The organism is Paenibacillus barcinonensis, assembly GCF_003217495.1.
GTDB lineage: Bacteria > Bacillota > Bacilli > Paenibacillales > Paenibacillaceae > Paenibacillus > Paenibacillus barcinonensis.
Genome location: NZ_QJSW01000014.1, coordinates 25398 through 43252, shown reverse-complemented (window position 1 = coordinate 43252; position 17855 = coordinate 25398). Strand labels below are relative to the sequence as shown.

The 17855-nt window shown below is 49.5% G+C and carries 15 protein-coding genes; 5 read left to right on the top strand and 10 right to left on the bottom strand.

Translation table 11 applies throughout. From position 1 onward, the window contains the following. Positions 1 to 71: 71 nt before the first annotated feature. Complete coding sequence (locus tag DFQ00_RS19350; protein ID WP_110898125.1) at positions 72 to 530, bottom strand: cupin domain-containing protein; 459 nt, start codon at positions 528 to 530, stop codon at positions 72 to 74. A gap of 267 nt (positions 531 to 797) precedes the next feature. Here DFQ00_RS19350 and DFQ00_RS19345 point away from each other — a divergent pair, with 267 nt between their 5' ends. Further along, positions 798 to 1649 (top strand): helix-turn-helix transcriptional regulator, encoded by an 852-nt coding sequence (locus tag DFQ00_RS19345; RefSeq protein WP_110898124.1) that lies wholly within the window; start codon positions 798 to 800, stop codon positions 1647 to 1649. A 104-nt stretch (positions 1650 to 1753) separates the two neighbouring features. Here the strand turns inward: DFQ00_RS19345 and DFQ00_RS19340 are convergent, their stop codons facing one another. Beyond that, positions 1754 to 3367, bottom strand: a complete 1614-nt coding sequence (locus DFQ00_RS19340; RefSeq protein WP_110898123.1) for a glycoside hydrolase family 28 protein — start codon at positions 3365 to 3367, stop codon at positions 1754 to 1756. A 387-nt stretch (positions 3368 to 3754) separates the two neighbouring features. On the opposite strand from DFQ00_RS19340, the gene DFQ00_RS19335 reads away from it, so the two are divergent. The 4 genes from DFQ00_RS19335 to DFQ00_RS19320 all read left to right on the top strand — a co-directional run bounded on the left by DFQ00_RS19335 (position 3755) and on the right by DFQ00_RS19320 (position 7161). Beyond that, positions 3755 to 4483 (top strand): amino acid ABC transporter ATP-binding protein, encoded by a 729-nt coding sequence (locus tag DFQ00_RS19335; RefSeq protein ID WP_110898122.1) that lies wholly within the window; start codon positions 3755 to 3757, stop codon positions 4481 to 4483. A 51-nt stretch (positions 4484 to 4534) separates the two neighbouring features. After that, positions 4535 to 5377 carry a transporter substrate-binding domain-containing protein gene (locus tag DFQ00_RS19330; protein ID WP_425271044.1) on the top strand — a complete coding sequence of 281 codons (843 nt, stop codon included), beginning with the start codon at positions 4535 to 4537 and terminating at the stop codon, positions 5375 to 5377. A gap of 245 nt (positions 5378 to 5622) precedes the next feature. Next, complete coding sequence (locus DFQ00_RS19325; protein WP_110898120.1) at positions 5623 to 6345, top strand: amino acid ABC transporter permease; 723 nt, start codon at positions 5623 to 5625, stop codon at positions 6343 to 6345. A 165-nt stretch (positions 6346 to 6510) separates the two neighbouring features. After that, entirely contained in the window at positions 6511 to 7161 is a 651-nt protein-coding gene (locus DFQ00_RS19320) for an amino acid ABC transporter permease (RefSeq protein WP_110898119.1), read from the top strand. 617 nt (positions 7162 to 7778) lie between these two features. Here DFQ00_RS19320 and DFQ00_RS19315 read toward each other — a convergent pair. From DFQ00_RS19315 to DFQ00_RS19280, 8 genes are all read right to left on the bottom strand, one after another. Beyond that, on the bottom strand, positions 7779 to 9125 hold the full coding sequence (locus DFQ00_RS19315; RefSeq protein ID WP_110898222.1) for an FAD-dependent oxidoreductase: 1347 nt from the start codon (positions 9123 to 9125) through the stop codon (positions 7779 to 7781). Positions 9126 to 9323: 198 nt separating this feature from the next. Beyond that, positions 9324 to 10169, bottom strand: coding sequence for a carbohydrate ABC transporter permease (locus DFQ00_RS19310; RefSeq protein ID WP_110898221.1), 846 nt, complete (start codon positions 10167 to 10169; stop codon positions 9324 to 9326). Further along, positions 10162 to 10995 carry a carbohydrate ABC transporter permease gene (locus tag DFQ00_RS19305; protein WP_167433784.1) on the bottom strand — a complete coding sequence of 278 codons (834 nt, stop codon included), beginning with the start codon at positions 10993 to 10995 and terminating at the stop codon, positions 10162 to 10164. Before DFQ00_RS19305 ends, DFQ00_RS19310 begins: the two co-directional genes overlap by 8 nt. 77 nt (positions 10996 to 11072) lie before the next feature. Further along, positions 11073 to 11834: a hypothetical protein gene (locus DFQ00_RS19300; RefSeq protein WP_244213924.1), complete on the bottom strand. Its 762-nt coding sequence runs from the start codon at positions 11832 to 11834 to the stop codon at positions 11073 to 11075. 45 nt (positions 11835 to 11879) lie between these two features. Then, positions 11880 to 13175, bottom strand: coding sequence for an ABC transporter substrate-binding protein (locus DFQ00_RS19295; RefSeq protein ID WP_110898117.1), 1296 nt, complete (start codon positions 13173 to 13175; stop codon positions 11880 to 11882). 102 nt (positions 13176 to 13277) lie between these two features. Continuing rightward, complete coding sequence (locus tag DFQ00_RS19290) at positions 13278 to 14054, bottom strand: response regulator transcription factor (protein WP_110898116.1); 777 nt, start codon at positions 14052 to 14054, stop codon at positions 13278 to 13280. 5 nt (positions 14055 to 14059) lie between these two features. After that, positions 14060 to 15916, bottom strand: a complete 1857-nt coding sequence (locus DFQ00_RS19285) for a cache domain-containing sensor histidine kinase (protein WP_110898115.1) — start codon at positions 15914 to 15916, stop codon at positions 14060 to 14062. 336 nt (positions 15917 to 16252) lie between these two features. Continuing rightward, on the bottom strand, positions 16253 to 17854 hold the full coding sequence (locus DFQ00_RS19280; RefSeq protein ID WP_208643802.1) for an alkaline phosphatase family protein: 1602 nt from the start codon (positions 17852 to 17854) through the stop codon (positions 16253 to 16255). Position 17855: the final 1 nt, after the last annotated feature.

Here is a 17855-nt window from a genome sequence, read left to right as displayed (position 1 = left end):
CTCAAAAAATCCCGATTAGATGCTCATACATCTAATCGGGATTTTTTATATTTAAAGCATGTGGAATAAGCTTACCCTTTGGACACCAGCTTGAAATCATCGAAGTGAAAACCTGGTGCAACGACACAAGTAACCAGCACCGGCTCATCACCCAGTGGACGTGCGGTTTGCCACACTCCCGCAGGAACCAGCACTTGCGGAGATTGCCCTGCCGCGATATCCATACCGAGAACCAGCACTTCCTCATGCTCAGGATTTTCTCCGTTGCCACCCAGCTTCAGCTCAATTGGACTGCCGCTGTGCCACAGCCACAGCTCATCCGACAGCACGGTGTGCCACTCGGAGACTTCATGGGAATGCAACAGGAAGTAGGTTGAGGTTGCCGAGAACCTTGGACCAGAATAAGCTTCTGGCAAAACGGATTGTGGAATCTGGTACGAGGCCTTCCATACTTCTTTATACCAACCACCTTCAACGTGCGGCTGCATATCAAGCGCAGCGACGAGCGGTGATAATTCATGTGTTGTCATAACATCTTTCCTTCCTTCCAACTCATTTTCGAGGGGCTCCCGGACCGGAGTCTGACCTCGCTCTCCTTACTCTAAAACAACATGACCGATTTGTCACCTTGACAACAAACTTCCTAGCCTCGGGTTCCCCGATTACCAGATCCATTGGCATATCACAAAAATCATGCCACTTCCAATGATAGCGTTTACAAAAATATGAATTTTCCGTTATGATATGGATATCAACCTGAGAAGCGACTTGAATCGTGAGTAGAGAGGAGCTGCATAATGAGTCTCATCGAGGATCGGATTGGCCCCAAATATCGAATCGGTGAATATGCCTTTACCATTGAACATATGCGAAGACATGACGGGAGTGCAATGCCCCAGCCTCATGCCCATCCTTTTTACGAATTATATTATCTGCTTGAAGGAGAACGGGTCTACTCCATGAATGGACAGATTCTGCCTGCACGCAAAGGCGATCTTGTGCTTATCAACCCGCATGATGTACATACCACCTCCAAAGGTAACAAGCCTGGCTTCGAGCGGATACTCATCGGCTTCTCTCCTGCTTTTGCCACAGGCATGGAGCTGGGAATCTGCGGTCTGCTGCCCTTTGAATGCTCCAGTCTGCTGCGACTTCCCGAGTCCGATCAGCCAGAAATTGAACGTATTCTGTGGCAGATGCTGCAGGAATGCAAGGAACGGCGGCCGCATTACGAGATTGCTGTGCGAAGCCTGCTGGCTCAACTGCTTATACTGATCCATCGGGTTCAAGAGGTTATACGAGAAGCCAATCCAGGCTCCCTGCATCCGATGCAGGACAAAATCAGCGAGATTGTAACCTATGTAAATCAACATTATACGGAACCGCTAACCTTGGAAGGTACGGCAGCCCGCTTCTATATCAGTCCTTCATATTTAAGCCGCATGTTCAGCCGTCTAACAGGCTTTCGATTCAGCGAGTACCTGCGGATTGTGCGTGTGCGTGAGGCGCAGCGAAGACTGCTGTCGACACAAGAACGTGTTCAATTCATTGCCGAGAAGGTCGGCTTCGAGCATACAGCCCATTTTAACAAAACATTCAAACAAGTCACCGGCACAACTCCGCTTCGTTATCGCAAGGAGCATCGGTGAACACCAGATCATTCAAAGAACAGCCGCACCAGCGGGTCCGCCTTCCACTAACGGAGAAGCGCTCCCTTCTGGATTGCGGCTGTGCATCCACATCTTATCAGCATTTATCTGCGAATAATAACTCCATTTCTGACTTCCGGCCCCACCGAGATCTGCCGACCTTCGGTATCTGCATCACCTTCCCGGCATACAATTCCTGCCGAATCAAGCCCGCTTACCAGCAGCAGCTTGCCATCAGCTCCCACGCCATGAATGCCCTCCAGTGCTGCACCCTTGCAATTGTGCAAATGAATCAGCGGGCCTTCCATAATACGAGCCTGAAGATTCGTAATCTGCAAATGTTTTGCCTGGGCACATTGAACACCAGTGCGAGACTCTACGCTATAACCTTCAATACTCACGCTGTCCAGCGGCATCTCTGGCAGACCACTTACAAACAGAGCCGTATCGGCACCAGCACAGACCACATCCGAGATTCGAATATCTCTGAAGATTGGTGTCTCTTCACTAACCTCCTGTGCCAGATCACCACCCCGTGCAGAGCCCTCCTGATTGGCGTAGAAAAAGGAAAACGAGATCGCTTCCATAATGATGTCTTTCATATAGATACGCTCGATCTGAATATCCTCCACCACACCTCCGCGTCCGCGTGCGCTCTTGAAGCGCAAACCAATGTCCGTACCGATAAACGTACAATCCATAACTCGTACATGCCGGACTCCGCCTGACATCTCACTTCCGATAACAAAGCCACCATGACCATGGTACACCGTGCAATCCCGAATCGTGACATATTCTGAAGGCAGTCCAAGCTCACGTCCCTCCGCATCCTTGCCTGACTTCATGCAGATTGCATCATCACCAACATCAAATACACTTTGCTCCACCAGAACATGGCGACAGGATTCAATATCAAGCCCGTCTCCGTTCTGGGAAAACCATGGGTTGCGCACACTCACATTACGAATCGTTACATGCTGACATGCCCAAGGATGCAGATTCCAGGCAGGGGAGTTCTGGAACGTAGGCCCGTCCAGCAGTACCCGTGTGCATCGGCGCAGACTGACCATGTTTGGACGCAGGAAATCCCGAATGTCCTGATACGCAGCAGCATCACGGACCCTATCCCGATGCAGCTTCTCGGCAAGCACTGCACCATCAAGTGCAGATTGGGAAGGCCACCAGATTTGTTCATCTGAGCCGGACTGCTCTACAACCCCACCCGTGGCAAGCAATCTCTTCCACTGGCCAGCTGTCATTTTGGAGCGCTTAACCGGACGCCAGGCTTCACCGCCCCCATCCCAGATTCCTTCCCCGGTAATCGCAATATCTTCGAGTCCGTCAGCATCAATGGGAGATTGACAGCGCACAGCTTGCCAGCCTTCAAAGCTTGATGCGATAAGCGGATACTGGTCGAAATTCCGGCTGAAGGTGACCAGAGCACCGGCTTCTACATGCAGTTCAATCCGGCTGCGAAGCACAATGGGTCCCGTGAGCCATACTCCGGCGGGAATGATAATTCTACCGCCACCCGCGTCTGCACATGCAGCTATAACAAGGCGAAATGCCTCTGTATTATCCGTAATCCCATCTCCAACAGCACCATACTCCGTAATGTGATATTCACGTTCAGGAATAACGGGCAGCGTCACTTCATAAGCTTGCAGATCAGATACGCTGCCTGATCCTGCCGACATCGGGGATTGATATATATTCATGGTGCCAATCATCCTCTCTACTATGGTTCTATCGTTCCATCCATCATATCAACGGTATTATGGTGCTAGGTTGAGCTTTCTTGCCATCTACAGGGTGAACTTGATGTTATTTGTTATTTATAGGTTAAATGCACTTCAGTAGGTTTCAAGACACGCCCTAGAACTATTGATTCAATTTTCTGTCAGGATTCGTCATAAGTCTTTCATTCACCTAACATATATATTACGCATTTAATGGCTATAGCCCTATAAAAACCATTACTTATGTCATGTTTTATCACAGACTAATTGCTATTAGCAGGATGACTATGTATGATTAAATAACTACTTTGCAATATTTACTTTTTATTCCTTTTAATCCTCATTGCAGAAAGGGTGTGTGTGTTCTTGATTGAATTCAAAAGTGTCCAAAAGCATTTTGGTCATTTCCACGTTCTCAAAGATATTCATCTTCGTATTGAAGAAGGAGAGGTCGTGGTCATTATCGGACCCTCAGGCTCTGGCAAAAGCACACTGCTCCGCTGTATCAACCGACTCGAAGCCATCAGCGATGGCGAACTCATCGTCAGCGGCATCCCCTTACATCAGAAAAAGGTGGATATCAACCTCTTCCGCCGCGACATCGGCATGGTGTTTCAGCATTTCAATCTGTATCCCCACAAAAAAGTCATCGACAACATCACTCTTGCACCCGTCAAGGTACGCAAACAACCCAAAGCCCAAGCAGCAGCAACCGCCATGAAATATCTGGAGCGCGTCGGTATTGCCGATAAAGCAGACAGCTACCCTTCCCAGTTGTCCGGCGGACAGCAGCAGCGTGTAGCCATTGCAAGGGGACTCGCGATGGAGCCCAAAATTATGCTTTTTGACGAACCCACTTCAGCCCTTGATCCAGAGATGATCGGGGAGGTGCTTGATGTCATGCGTTCCCTGGCTCACAACGGTATGACTATGGTTGTTGTTACACATGAGATGGGCTTTGCCCGCGAGGTGGCCGACCGGGTTATTTTCATGGATGAGGGTCGGATTGTGGAGGAAGCTTCTGCGGCAGAGTTTTTTGACAATCCCCGAGAAGAAAGAGCACAGCAGTTCCTTAGTCGTTTAATCCATCATTAATTTTTTCATTGATCAGGATGTTAATCTCATTGCGAAAGGGGTCTTATGTTGATGCAACTGAATAATAAATTGAAATGGCCATCATTGACGATTATGTTGGTCCTTATGCTCTCACTTGTTCTGTCAGGCTGTAACTCAGGCACAGATACACCTTCTGCAAGTGGCGGGGGCGATGCACAAGCCAAAGGAACGATCGAGCAGATCAAGGATCGCGGCAAGCTTATTGCTGGTGTAAAATACGATACCAAATTATTCGGACTGAAGGACCCGGCAAGCGGGGATGTGGAAGGCTTCGATATTGATATAGCCAAGGCGCTCGCCAAGCAGATTCTGGGCGATGAAACGAAGGTTGAGCTGAAGGAAGTCACATCCAAAACACGTATTCCGATGCTGCAAAATGGAGATATCGACATTATCATTGCCACGATGACCATTACGGATGAGCGTAAGGAGCAGGTTGATTTCAGTGATGTATATTTTGAGGCAGGGCAATCCTTGCTGGTAAAAAATGATAGTGACATCACCGGGCTGGAGAGCCTGGATGGTGTAAAGGTGCTTGCCGTGAAAGGCTCCACGTCGGCACAAAATATTCGCGAAAAGGCACCGAAGGCCGATGTGCTGGAGTTCGATAATTATCAGGATGCCTTCACCGCACTGAAAGCAGGTAAAGGTGAAGCCCTGACGACCGACAACATCATTCTGATCGGCATGCAGCAGACGGACAACAATTACAAGCTGGTTGGCGGCAACTTTACCAGTGAGCCTTACGGCATGGCTATTCGCAAAGGCGACACGGCCTTTGTCGAAGAGGTTAACAAAATGCTGAAGGAGCTGAAGGACAGTGGCGAATACGACACGCTGCATGAGAAGTGGCTTGGCAGCAAGCCCGAGTAACGTTCAAAGGACAGTCTACTGCTGACTTTGGATATACATCCTGCTGCTGGCGTTTCTATGCGTCTAATGATGGGAGAACAATTGGACCTTCTGACATCAGGCTGTCGCTTAATCTGATGATAAGCGAGTCTATACTGGTCTGACACGCACTATGCACCTGCAAGCATCTGCCGTATGCGAGAGATATGCATACAGCAGATGCGCTGTTGTTTTATTTTCACACCTGGAGAACGGGGGCTCTTGTTATGGGTACATTGGATTTTAGCGTACTGTTCAGGCACTCCGACCGATTCATCGAAGGGTTTCTGAACACGATTCAAGTAAGTGTGATGGCCCTGATCGGCAGCTTTGTGCTGGGAGCTATTCTCGCTATTTTTCGCATCGCTCCGGTCAAACCTCTGAATTGGTTCGGTACAGCTTTTGTTGAATTCATTCGCAATATTCCATTGCTGCTGGTTGTGTTCTTCTTTTACCTTGGACTGCCTGCGCTCGGCATATCCCTGGATGGATTTGTTTCAGGAACACTGGGGTTGACCATCTACACGGCCGTTTTCATCGCAGAGGCCATTCGGGCAGGTATTCAGACCGTACCTCGCGGACAACTGGAAGCCGCACGCTCCTCGGGGCTGTCCTATATACAGGCCATGAACCTGGTCATTCTGCCGCAGGCCATCAAAATTGTACTGCCCTCCATTGGCAATCAATTCATTAATCTGGTCAAAAACTCTTCCATTCTGGCGGTTGTAGCCGGCATGGACTTGATGTATTTTGCCGACATTGTGAACTCGGATACGTTCCAGCCGTTAAGTGTATACACCATTGTTGCCCTATTCTATCTGACGCTGACCTTACCGCTTAGCTTTCTGGTGCATTATATGGAACGCAAATTTGGACAAAGTGATGCCGAGGCCCGCAAACCGAAGGGCAAACCCGGAAAGAACAAGCCCGCCGGGCAGGTTACGATATAAGCTGGCTACTCTCCAATCACTGAACGTCATTCGACCCGACCGTGTGACTGGCATCGGTATACCGTTCATACGCTGCAATCTGTTGTATTACACTACTCACCATGGGAACTGTAACTTCAGCGCTCATTGCAATTTATATCGCTCACCGAAGGAGGCATCTGATGTATGGACTTTAGCGGGGCCTATGAATGGCCTAACCTTCGCTTCCTGTTGCAAGGATTCTGGGTGACCCTTCAAGTCGCGGGATTATCCATTGTTATTAGCTTTGCACTGGGTACACTGCTCGGTACGCTACGTTATACACGCATTCCCGTAATCTCGCAGATTGTCGCTGTCATCGTGGACACCATTCGAAACCTGCCATTGCTGCTAATCATCTTTTTCATCCATATCGTACTCCCCCAGCTTGGCATTAAAATGTCTGTTTTCTGGTCCACAGTCGTGGGGCTAAGTCTGTTCGAAGGAGCGATGATCGCAGAAATTGTGCGAAGCGGACTCAAGTCAGTAGAACGCGGTCAGGTGGAAGCTGCCCGTTCCTCTGGTCTGAGCTACATGCAGACACTCGGCGGCATCATTATGCCACAGGCCCTGCGCCGCATGTCACCGCCAATGGTCAGCCAGTTCATCTCACTGCTCAAGGATACGTCACTGGCGATCATCATTTCCCTGCCGGAGTTGATGCGCAATGTGCAGATTCTCGGCGGTCAAAGCTTCGATTATGTGATTCCGGCGCTACTGCTGGCAGCAGTGCTGTATTTTATCATCAACTACTCCCTTTCCATCGTTGCAAGAAGGCTTGAAGCACGTATGAACTAGGGAATACACGTTGTCGCTTTGCGCTTGTGTATGTGGGTGGAGCAGGAGCCGCAGGCGCAGGCAGCAGACGCATTTAGCGCTAACGATCTCAGATGACCTTATTTAGCCATTTTCGAGACATGTTCAGTTCTAACGATCCGTGGGGAGCTTATTTTGCCGATTCAGGCCACTTTTCACTCCATCAGAAGCCCTCTCAGCAAATAGCATCACTGGGGATCGTTAGATTTACAGCACCAATTACTCCTGATTCCTTACGATGCCTGCTCCTTCACTCAGCCTCGTTAGTCCCCCCAATATGATCCATCTGACCTCGGGCGCGAGTTCATATCACTCCTTCGCTTCATCAGATTCTTCCTATTGATCCTTCCTATTGATCCCTCACATACCTTTCCTGCATTTCTTCCCGTGTTCCTCCCTGTAATCCCCGCCTCCCTCTCTTCACTCGTTCCTGCTCGCTTTCGCTGTTTTTCTATTTCGCGGCTTCCTTCATTCCTTGCTTCACACCCTTCATTCCGTCTATCTCCGGTTCCTTTCCTTCGTTCTTTATCTATTCCCGCTCCGTCCCTCCAACCTCTCGCCCTTCCTCATGGTTTATCCTGTTTGCATGTCATACTCACTCAGATCGCTGCGCCGCTGCGTCGCAGTTCCGTCTGTAATCGTGATATTGGCAGCATCGCAGGAGTGAGCTTCAGCTTCACTGCCAAAGCGGCGGCTGTTCCCGCAGCCTCTCCCGTTGCCATACAGCTTGGGGTCAGCCTGGTGGTCGCATGGGCCTCATGTGTCGTAGAGATACAGCGACCGGCAGCCAGCAGATTGCTCATATTCTGCGAGAGGAGACAGCGATAGGGAATATCATACGCTCCGTCACCTTGGATAAAAGCCGCCGTCACACCTTGACCGGAGGGATCATGAATATCAACAGGATAGCCACTTCTGGCGATCACATCATCGAACTTACGCCCTGCAATCACATCCTCCTGCGTCAACGCATAATGCCCGATCACACGTCTGGACTCCCGAATACCGATCTGCGTTGCAACAGCCGAGATGGAAGCCCGCTCAAATCCCGGAACATCACGGCGCAGAAATTCGGCAATCATTAACACCTGCTTCCGCCCTTCCTGCTCTGCCACCGTTAAATCCTCCGTATTTGTGGCATCAAGCCCCTGCACCCGGGTACAGTTAATCAACACCTCATCTTCAGCCGGCCCCGTAAAAAATAATACCTGATCACGTTGAATCGGCATCGCCGCGTTCTTCCAGTGCGAGTAGAAGCCGCTCACACCCGTTAACGGAATCGTGTCCAGCTCCTCAAAGGGTGTCTTCTCATAAAAATCCTCCGGGTGCTCCTGCATGTACTGCTTGACACGCGCAAGGTCTACTCCGCGCATGCGAAATTTCATCGTCATGGGCTGGGACTGACTGTCCACATCCCTTCCCTTCGCTATAGCAGCACCAGCAAGATCAGCCACATCCGCATCACCGCTTGCATCCACAAATATGTCCGCCTGAAGCTCCAACCGACCAGATTTACTCGTCACTCGCACGGCTTCCAGTCGGTCACCCACCACAGCAACGCTATCCACGAAGCTGTGCAATAACAGTCGCACGCCTGCCTCCTTCAGCATCTCTGCCGCAACCACCTGATAGACAGCAGCATCGTAAGGTGTCACACTGTGCACAAAACCGACCGTATCCCGCAGATGCCCCGGCGAACCTCCGCAGGCCTGCAAGCGATCTACAATCTCCTGTGCAATCCCCCGAATAACCTGCTCGCCCCGCTCGGTATGGAACGTCATCCACGGATAGACCATCGCGGCTGTTGACATGCCGCCTACGAATCCGTAGCGTTCCACCAGCACAACGCGCACACCCTGTCTCCCTGCTGCAATCGCCGCCGCAATTCCTGCGGGACCCCCACCAACGATGACTACATCGGCTGTTTCTCTTGTTACGTTTGTCATTTCACTCAAACGGTACCTCTCCCTTCCACTCCTACAGGGTGAACTTCTTCATGCTCACGACACCTTGCTCCCCCTGCTTCCAATGCTTGCGTCCCGCTCACTCGCACCCATCCGTTCTTCCACCGACACACTTAACAATATTCATACACTCCTTCACGCTCCTCCTCCCACTTGCGTCCTCGATCCTCTTCATTCCACTCACTCCTTCAGCCCCGTCATCGCCACACCTTCAATGAAACGCCGCTGCGCGAGGAAAAAAACGATCAATAGCGGTACTGTGGCCATTACCGTAGCACTCATCAAATACTGCCAGGCTGTGCCCGCCTCATCCGTAAACAGGGACAATCCCAGCGGCAGCGTCATCAGCTCTCTTGAATTGATAAAAATCAACGGATCAAAGAACTCATTCCAGCTTGTCACAAATGTAAAAATCGTCAGGGTCGCCATGCCCGGCTTGGCCAGGGGAAGCATAATCTGCGCATATATCCGAAAACGGCTACAGCCGTCAATCATGGCCGCTTCCTCCAGCTCGGTAGGCACCGTCATGAAGAACTGCCGCATTACAAAGATGCCAAACACACCGCCCGCGCCAAAGATCGGCATTAAAATCAGCGGAAGATGCGTATCAATCCACCCCAGCTGCCGCATAAACAAGAACATCGGAATCGCCGTCACCTCATGCGGAATCATCATTGCGCTCAGTAGAATAAGAAAGACCACATTCCGTCCCTTAAACGGAATCTTCGCGAAGGCATACCCTGCAAGAGAGGCAAAAAACACCGTGCCAAGCACCACCAAAGCAGAGATATAGACACTGTTCCCGTAAAAACGGTGAAACGGAATCAATCGAAACACGTCGATATAATTCTGAAATTGCAAGCTATCCGGTATCCACTGCGGTGGATAGGTAAATATGTTTTGCGGCTCCTTGAAGGAGGTCGAGATCATCCAGATCAACGGAACAACCATGACTAGCGAAACCACCGTCAGTACGAAATATGTGCCCGCAGCGGAGCCGAACCTCCGGCCTGTCAATCTAGGCATCGCCTTCACCAAATACCCACCTCTTTCGGAGCTGCCATTGCAGCAGCGTCAGAATTAGTACAATCAGGAACAGCACGTACGCCAGGGACGAGGCATAGCCGAACTGAAACAGCCTGAACGCTTTTTCCCAGATGTAATAGACCAGAACCTTCGTGCTGTTGCTCGGCCCACCTTGGGTCATTACATAGATCTGTCCAAATACTTTAAGTGACCCAATGACGGTCATCACTACGGTCAGAAATACAGTCGGCGTAATCATAGGCAGGGTGACGTTGAAAAAAGTAGCCCTCCTGCCCGCGCCATCCAGCGTCGCCGCTTCGTACAGGGAACGAGGCACTTGCTGAAGGGCAGCAATGAACAGCACCATGTTCAGCCCAACATTTTTGAGCACACTGGTCACAATGACCGCAGGCATCGCCAGATTCGGATCGTACAGCCAGGCGGGACCCTTGATGCCAATCATCAGCAGCAGCTGGTTAATTAACCCCGATTCTGTCGCGTACATCAGCTTCCACACAATGGACCAGACAATTAATGACGTCATGACCGGCACAAAAATGGCCGTTCTGAACAAACCAATCCCCCGTAAACTCTTGGATAACAACAAGCCGAGCAGCAGAGCAAGAACAATATTCAGCGGCACCAGACCTGCGGTAAAGTAAACGGTATTACCGAGCACTTCCCAGAACATGGCGTCCGTCATAATATGCGAATAATTGTCCAGTCCGATAAAATGATGCTCCCCCAGCAGCGGCCAGTCCGTCAGGCTCATATAAAACGCAAGCCCCATCGGGAACAAGAGCAGCAAGGTAAAGCCCAGCACCATCGGTGAAATAAACAGCCAGCCGGCAATCTGTGCCTCTCTGGCGAGTGGCCCTCCGCGTCTTCGCTTGCTGGAGCGGCTCACGCCCCGTCCCTCCCTGCCAGACGATCAATTGCATGGCGAAAACTACTCACCGCTCTGCGCAGCTGATCCTCCGTCTTACCTGTGACAATGGCCCCAAGCATAATGGCCTTGATGCCGCTATGATGCAGCACCGGAATATCCTCCGGCACCAGCTTGCGCTGGGAAGGAACCAATACCGGCACTCCGGCCTGCAAGACCAGTTGCCGATAATGAAGCACGTCCGCGAAGCTGAGCGGGGTACCGTATTCTTTGCCGGGTACAATCGAAGCCTCCAGTGCATCAATACCGAAGTGCGAAGCCGATGCCACCAGAGACGAGTCATATTCATCGTTAATCGCAAACGTAGATTCCAGCCCCGAGTTACCCAGCATAAAAGACGGCAGATGGTGCGCGTAGATCGAGTAAAAGTCAAAGCCCAGTCCCGCGAGGCGTTCCACATCTTCTCTCCGTGTCCCTTCAATGCTGCCAGATGGCACAACGCCGAATGGACCCCCGAACTCCGAACGAATCGCACGAAATACCTCGGTGTACTCATCCAGCGGACCAAAATGGTTGCCGCTGGCTCGGTGGCCCACATTACAATGCACCTTCAGTGCATCCGCACCTTCCTCCAATGCTGCCTGGGCCAACGCAAGATCGTTCTCAGGCAGACTGACGATAAGCGAAAGCGGTTTGTGATTCAGCATCGCTTGCAGTTGACCTGTCTTTGGCGTACCCTGAGTATCCGGTGATCGGCCCACCTCCTTGATTTTCTCCATACTCTTCATCCCCCTTCCTCTGTTCTTCCAGATCCCCTTACCTCTTCAGGGCTGCAATATACGCTGCACCTCAGTCTGCATCTGCTTCAAATTATCCTCAGACGATGCTGTACGGGCGAATAACCGATCAAATCCCTGCAGCACCGCATTATCAATATCCTGCCAGCGAATATGTCCCGGAATTAGCCGCGCCTTTGGCATCTCATCAATAACAGCCTGCACGATATGCTCCTTGCTGGGATTGTTAGGCTGCTGGATGAAGACATCGGAGTTCAGCACCGATGTACGAGCAGGGACAAAATACGTCGCGGTTGCCTGAGTCCCCTGTTCATTGGCAAAATACTTCAGCAGCTTCTTCGTCTCCTCCGGGTGTTTGCTATCGTTAAACATCGCATACCCCGCCTGCCCCAGCATCGGTACACTGCCCTGTGAGCCGGACGGCATAGGTGCAATGCTCCATTCAAAGTCCTTGATCTCCCTTGCTTTGGACACATAGCTGTAGTTATCGAAGAACATACCCACATTGCCTGTATCAAAGCTCACCTGCTCCCCCGCTTTCGGGTGGGATTCATCGGTAAACATCATGCGCTCCAGCATGGCAAAGGTCTGTACACCGTACTCATCATTCCAGGTAAACGCTGTCATATCCTCATTAAATGGCCCGCTTCCATTCGACCAGGAATAAGAGGAAAGCACCGCCCAAGTCTTCCAGTCCCGAAAAAAGTTAGCCCCATAGATGCGATTCGCCGCATCCTTGCTGGTAATCGCTTTGGCAGAAGCCTCAAACTGCTCCCATGTCCACTCTCCTTTGGCAGCCAGCGTATTCGGATCGGTCAGCCCAGCCTTGTCAAACAGCGTCTGATTATAAAACATCACCACAGGCGGTGTGGAAAACGGCAAGCCTAACAGTTGATCTCCCTCACGGAAGAGATCCAGCGTGCTGGGAATATAATCGTCCAGCTTGAACTGTGCATCATCCTTGAACGCCGACACGTCGGCCAGGATGTGATTGGACTTGAACTGTGGTATCATGCGTTCCGATACCCAGGCCAGATCGGGCAGAGAGCCACCCGCCGCAAGCACCGATATTTTCTGCTGATAATCGGCAAAGGGTACAGATTCCATCGTCACCTTGATGCCCGGGTTTTCTTTGGTAAAGCCATCAATCAGCTTGTTGTACACATCAATATGTGCCTGGTTGCCCCACATCATGAACTTCAGCTCTACCGTGTCGTTCTCTCCACCAGATACATTCGAGTTACCAGCCTTCTCGCTGCTTGTGCACCCGATCAGAGCGGTAATCATAAGTAAGAGAATCAGCGTCAGTCCTGCTTTTTTCATGAAAATCCCCCTTATGGACGTTATGTTATTCCTGTGCCACCCCAGTATATCGAAAGCGCTGCTTGCTCCTAAATCACGTCAGTTGCAGAAATGGTACGGAATTTAAAGAGGTTTTTTCGTGCTGTATCCATCACGATACTCCCCTGCTGTACACCCCATCTGCTGCTTGAACACCAGCATGAAATGCTTTGGACTCTGGTATCCGGATAACCGAGCAACGTCATAGATTTTGAGCCCGGTGTTGACCAGCAGCCATTTGGCTCGCTCCATCCTTGCATCCGCAATGTAATCCGAGTAATTGATGCCTGTCTCGGTTTTGAACAGCTGGCTAAGATAGGTCGGGTTCAGATTGACCAGCGAAGCAACCGTCTGGAGCCGCAGATCACCATCGGGATGCTGGTGGATATGCTGCTTCACGCTGCGAATAATTTTGCGAGGTTCCCCGTAATCCGGCTCAGATACGCCAGAGGATTCGGATATGGGAAGTGTAGAGCGGCCGTATCTGCGGTCGAGCAGCGATTGCATTTTTTGCAGACATTTTACCAGCTCATGACGCTCGATTGGCTTCAGCAGATAACTTAATACCCCGTGCTCCATTGCCCTGCGTGCATATTCAAACTCACCGTACCCGCTGATGATAAGCATCAGCAGATCAGGGTACATCTCTCTTGCCAGCGAAACGAGCGTCAATCCATCCATCTCGCGCATGCGGATATCGGTGATTAATACATCGGGCACTTCGCAGCGCAGCACCTGCAGCGCCTCGGCCCCACTTGCCGCTTCCCCTACCACCTCAAACTGGGGTGAGGCCTGTACAATCAGCTCCCGTAATCCCTGACGAATTACCGTCTCATCCTCTACAAGCAGCACTTTGTACATGTGTTTCAAGCCCCTTTCGAATGCAAATGAATGGATAATGTGACCACCAGTCCTTGTCCAGCGCTTCCATCAACACTTAGTCCGCTGTCTTCCCCATAGATCAAACGAAGCCTTTGAGCGATATTATGCAGCCCCAGACTATCCCCGGCGTGGCGATGCAAAATGGGATTGCTGGGTTGGGATTGCTCCATGACCTGTCCAGAGACAGAAGCATTCAAGCGATCCAGCTCGTCCTGCTCCATGCCTTTGCCGTTATCCCGCACACTGATCAGCAGCTCCTGATCAAATAACACCGCAGACACCCAGATGATGCCGCCCTCTTCACCACCTGTTTGCTGTCCTTCAATTCCGTGACAGATGGCATTCTCCACCAGCGGCTGCAATATCAGCTTGGGAACCATACAATCGTTAACTTCTTCCTCCATGTCGTAGATGATTTTCAGCTTGCCGTTATAGCGCACCTGTTGAATTCGCACATAGGCATCGACAAATGCCAGCTCCTCCCGAAGTGTCACCATGCGATCAGCTTGGCCAATCGTGTATCGCAGCAGCTTGCCAAGCGCCGTCACCATTACAGATACCTCGGCATGTCTCTCACGGATAGCCATCATGTTAATGGACTCCAGCGTGTTGTATATAAAATGAGGATTAATCTGGCTTTGTAGCGCCGAAAGCTCGGCCTCCCGTTCCTGAATTTGGAGTAAATACACCTCATGGAACAACCGATGAATCTCCTCCATCATGCGGTTAAAGCCGCGGCTGATCTGCCCCAGCTCATCATTACTGTAGTGTGCAACCCGCTGGCTGAAATCCCCCCGCTCTACACGAATCATGTGATGCTTCAAGCGAATGAGCGGACGGGTAACCCTGTAAGATATCAGCACAGCCAGGGTTGCTACAGCCGCCATACATAGCAGGGCCAGCCCCATGGTGAAGGTAAGCATCTCCCTGGATTCCTTCTGAATAACAGCTATGGGCGTCAGGCTGATCACCGACAACCCGGAATACCCCGAGACATGCCTTACATGGAGATAGGACTGTCCATCCAGTTCTACCTTCTGGTTCTCTGTATTATTCGGAAGATTTTTGCCGTCAGATAACAAAAGTTTGTAAGCGTATAATCCTTCCGTAGAAGCTCGCTCAAACATAAGACGCTGCTGGCTGTCCACAATCATCAGGCTTGCCTTTTGCTCAAAATTCAGATTGGACAGCAGCTGCCCAAAGGCCTCCGGGCGGATATCAATTAAAATGTAACCCAGCCGCCGAAGCGTGCCCGGGTCACGCAGCTCCCTGCCCACGGTGATGTATTCCGCTTCCCGCTCACCCACGTCATATCCGGGGACATGTGGAGGAAGCAAGCGCCATTTTCCTTCCGTATCCCTGAGCTCGGCAAACCAGCTCTCCCGGCTTCCATCCCAGACCGGTTTCACTGTGAGTGAGTCCAGATTAGAGAATAGGATACCGCTGTTGCTGAGCAGATGAATGCCCCGAATTTCCGGCCGATCATAGGCTTGAGCTGACGTATACAGCTTCATTTTCAGATAATCATTCGACTTCGCCCACGTCCCCGAACCCATCGGGCCATCGTACTCTCGTAAGATATCAAGCACCGTCTGGTCATAGAGCGGCAGGAGCGACAAACGCTCGAAGTCCTTGAGCATCCGGTTCAGATTCGTGTTGATCTGGCGCACCATATCAATCGTGAACTGCTCTGTCTTGCGATCCAGCGTCTGTGAAAAATGTGAATAGCTCATCACCCCCTGCAAGCTTAGCGGCAGCAGCGTCAGTGCAAGAAAAAGCACTAGCAGCTTGGTGCGCAGGTTTATACCTTTTCCGAAATAACCCTGTACCTTGTCCATCATTTCTATTCATTCCTCCCTCTCCCGAACATTGTATGAACCTCCTTCAAAGATCCATCTGGGTATAACTGGAGTTCATCATATCCAGTTTTAATGATCGTTGGCTATCCTGCCAACCTTGGGATTGTTATGGAATTTCAAGATGGGATTATTCATTTTGATACAAATACAAAAAGGCCAACTGTATCGCTACAGTCGACCATTTCTCAATGAACAAATCAGCTCAATGAGAAGAGAAATCCATTCATGTATTTGCTGTAAATGTGTTGAATAACCAATAATAGATAGAAGAACCTCAACCTCGGGCCGACTTGATTGAATCCGCCGCAATTAACTGGATTAACTTAGATGATTCGGCAATTGGAGATTAAAATAATTACAGATAAACGGGAAAATATCTTGATTATTATTAATAGGCTTCTTTAAACTCACTTTGGTACTTCCTACTATCGCTCCAACAAAAATTCCATGGAGAGATTGAAGTCCATTGTAAGTTCCGTGACTTGCTGTTTTGGGAAATGGGACTACTACTCTCCCCTTCGTTTGCAAGTTTGCCGAAAACTCATATCCAGGAGCAGCTAAAATGAGCATATCTCCAAGCATATCAGTACCTTCTCTGGGTTTATCTATAAGGGAAATGATTTCTCCAATCACTTTATTCCCATATTCTTCTTGCCAGTGAGTTAATATATCAATGACGGATTTAACAATACGCGACTTATACGCAATTAAAGATTCGTCCCCTTTTAATTTGGGGTTTAATATCCATATAGAACCATTATTTGCGGGATGATATATCACAAGACTATCGTCCAAATCAATACAGTTGTCGCTGTCCACACTCAGTAAACCATGCATTCGGAATAGTTCGTTAATATTCACCATCTGGCTCACGCCAGCCATACCGTGATCTGAGGTTACAAATAGTAAATCTCCACTCGATAAGAACGACTTGATATGGCCTAGGTGGTTATCTACAAACTGATAGACCTCTTTAATGTAGCTCCAAATGGCTTCAGCATGTTCGGAAGAATAGCGATTACTTGCGGGATCACACCACCCTAATAATTCATGCTCAATATCATCAATACAGGGTTGATAAGATAAAACTAATTGACTATCTTTGCTATTTTGAATAACGTTATTTGCACACTCGGCAAAATATTTCCCAACCTGTAGTATACTATCCGTCAAACAACGCTCAGCAAAGCCATCTCCGCCTTCCACTAGCTTTGGACCAAAAAATCCTGAACGGTATAATCGACCAAGCCCTTCTCCAATAAAAGTTTTACAATCTGGTGAGAATTCACCATGTGTAACCACCTCCCAAATCCCCGTGTGAACTATATAGAGATTCTGGTTGAAGTCTTGATATACTGCTATTAAAGTCCCTTGATTTTTATTGTTAAACATCTTAAATTCCAAATTTGAACTATAACAATAATCAATACTTTTTTGGGTACTTATTTCTTTTACTTTAACTGATGTATTACGAGTAGTGATTTGAAACGTAAAAGACTCAAGATTCAGTGTCATTGGTACATCCATGTCTATATTCTCAATCCGTACAGCCCCGCTTTTTAACAGAGGCGAAGAATACCCTTCGATATAATTAGAATTCTTATTTTCAGAGAGATACTTTTTTTTAACCCATGGAATATGGGAGAAGGAACTGACATAACCGAATATATTCAAATGCTCCCAAATGGTTTCTACTTGTAGAGGTATATTAAATCCAACTTCTGGAAAACGGACGTTATTATAATTAGGTACACGAAATCCTGTAATTCCATGCTTTAACAGAGAAGAGCCAGTAAATAAAGTAGCCAGACTTGGAGGTGTCTGACAGTTCGGATAAGGAGGCTGTATTTCAGAATATTCCCCCTCGCTTGCCAGAACCTGCAGATTAGGTAATATTCCTTCATTCATTAATTTTTGCACG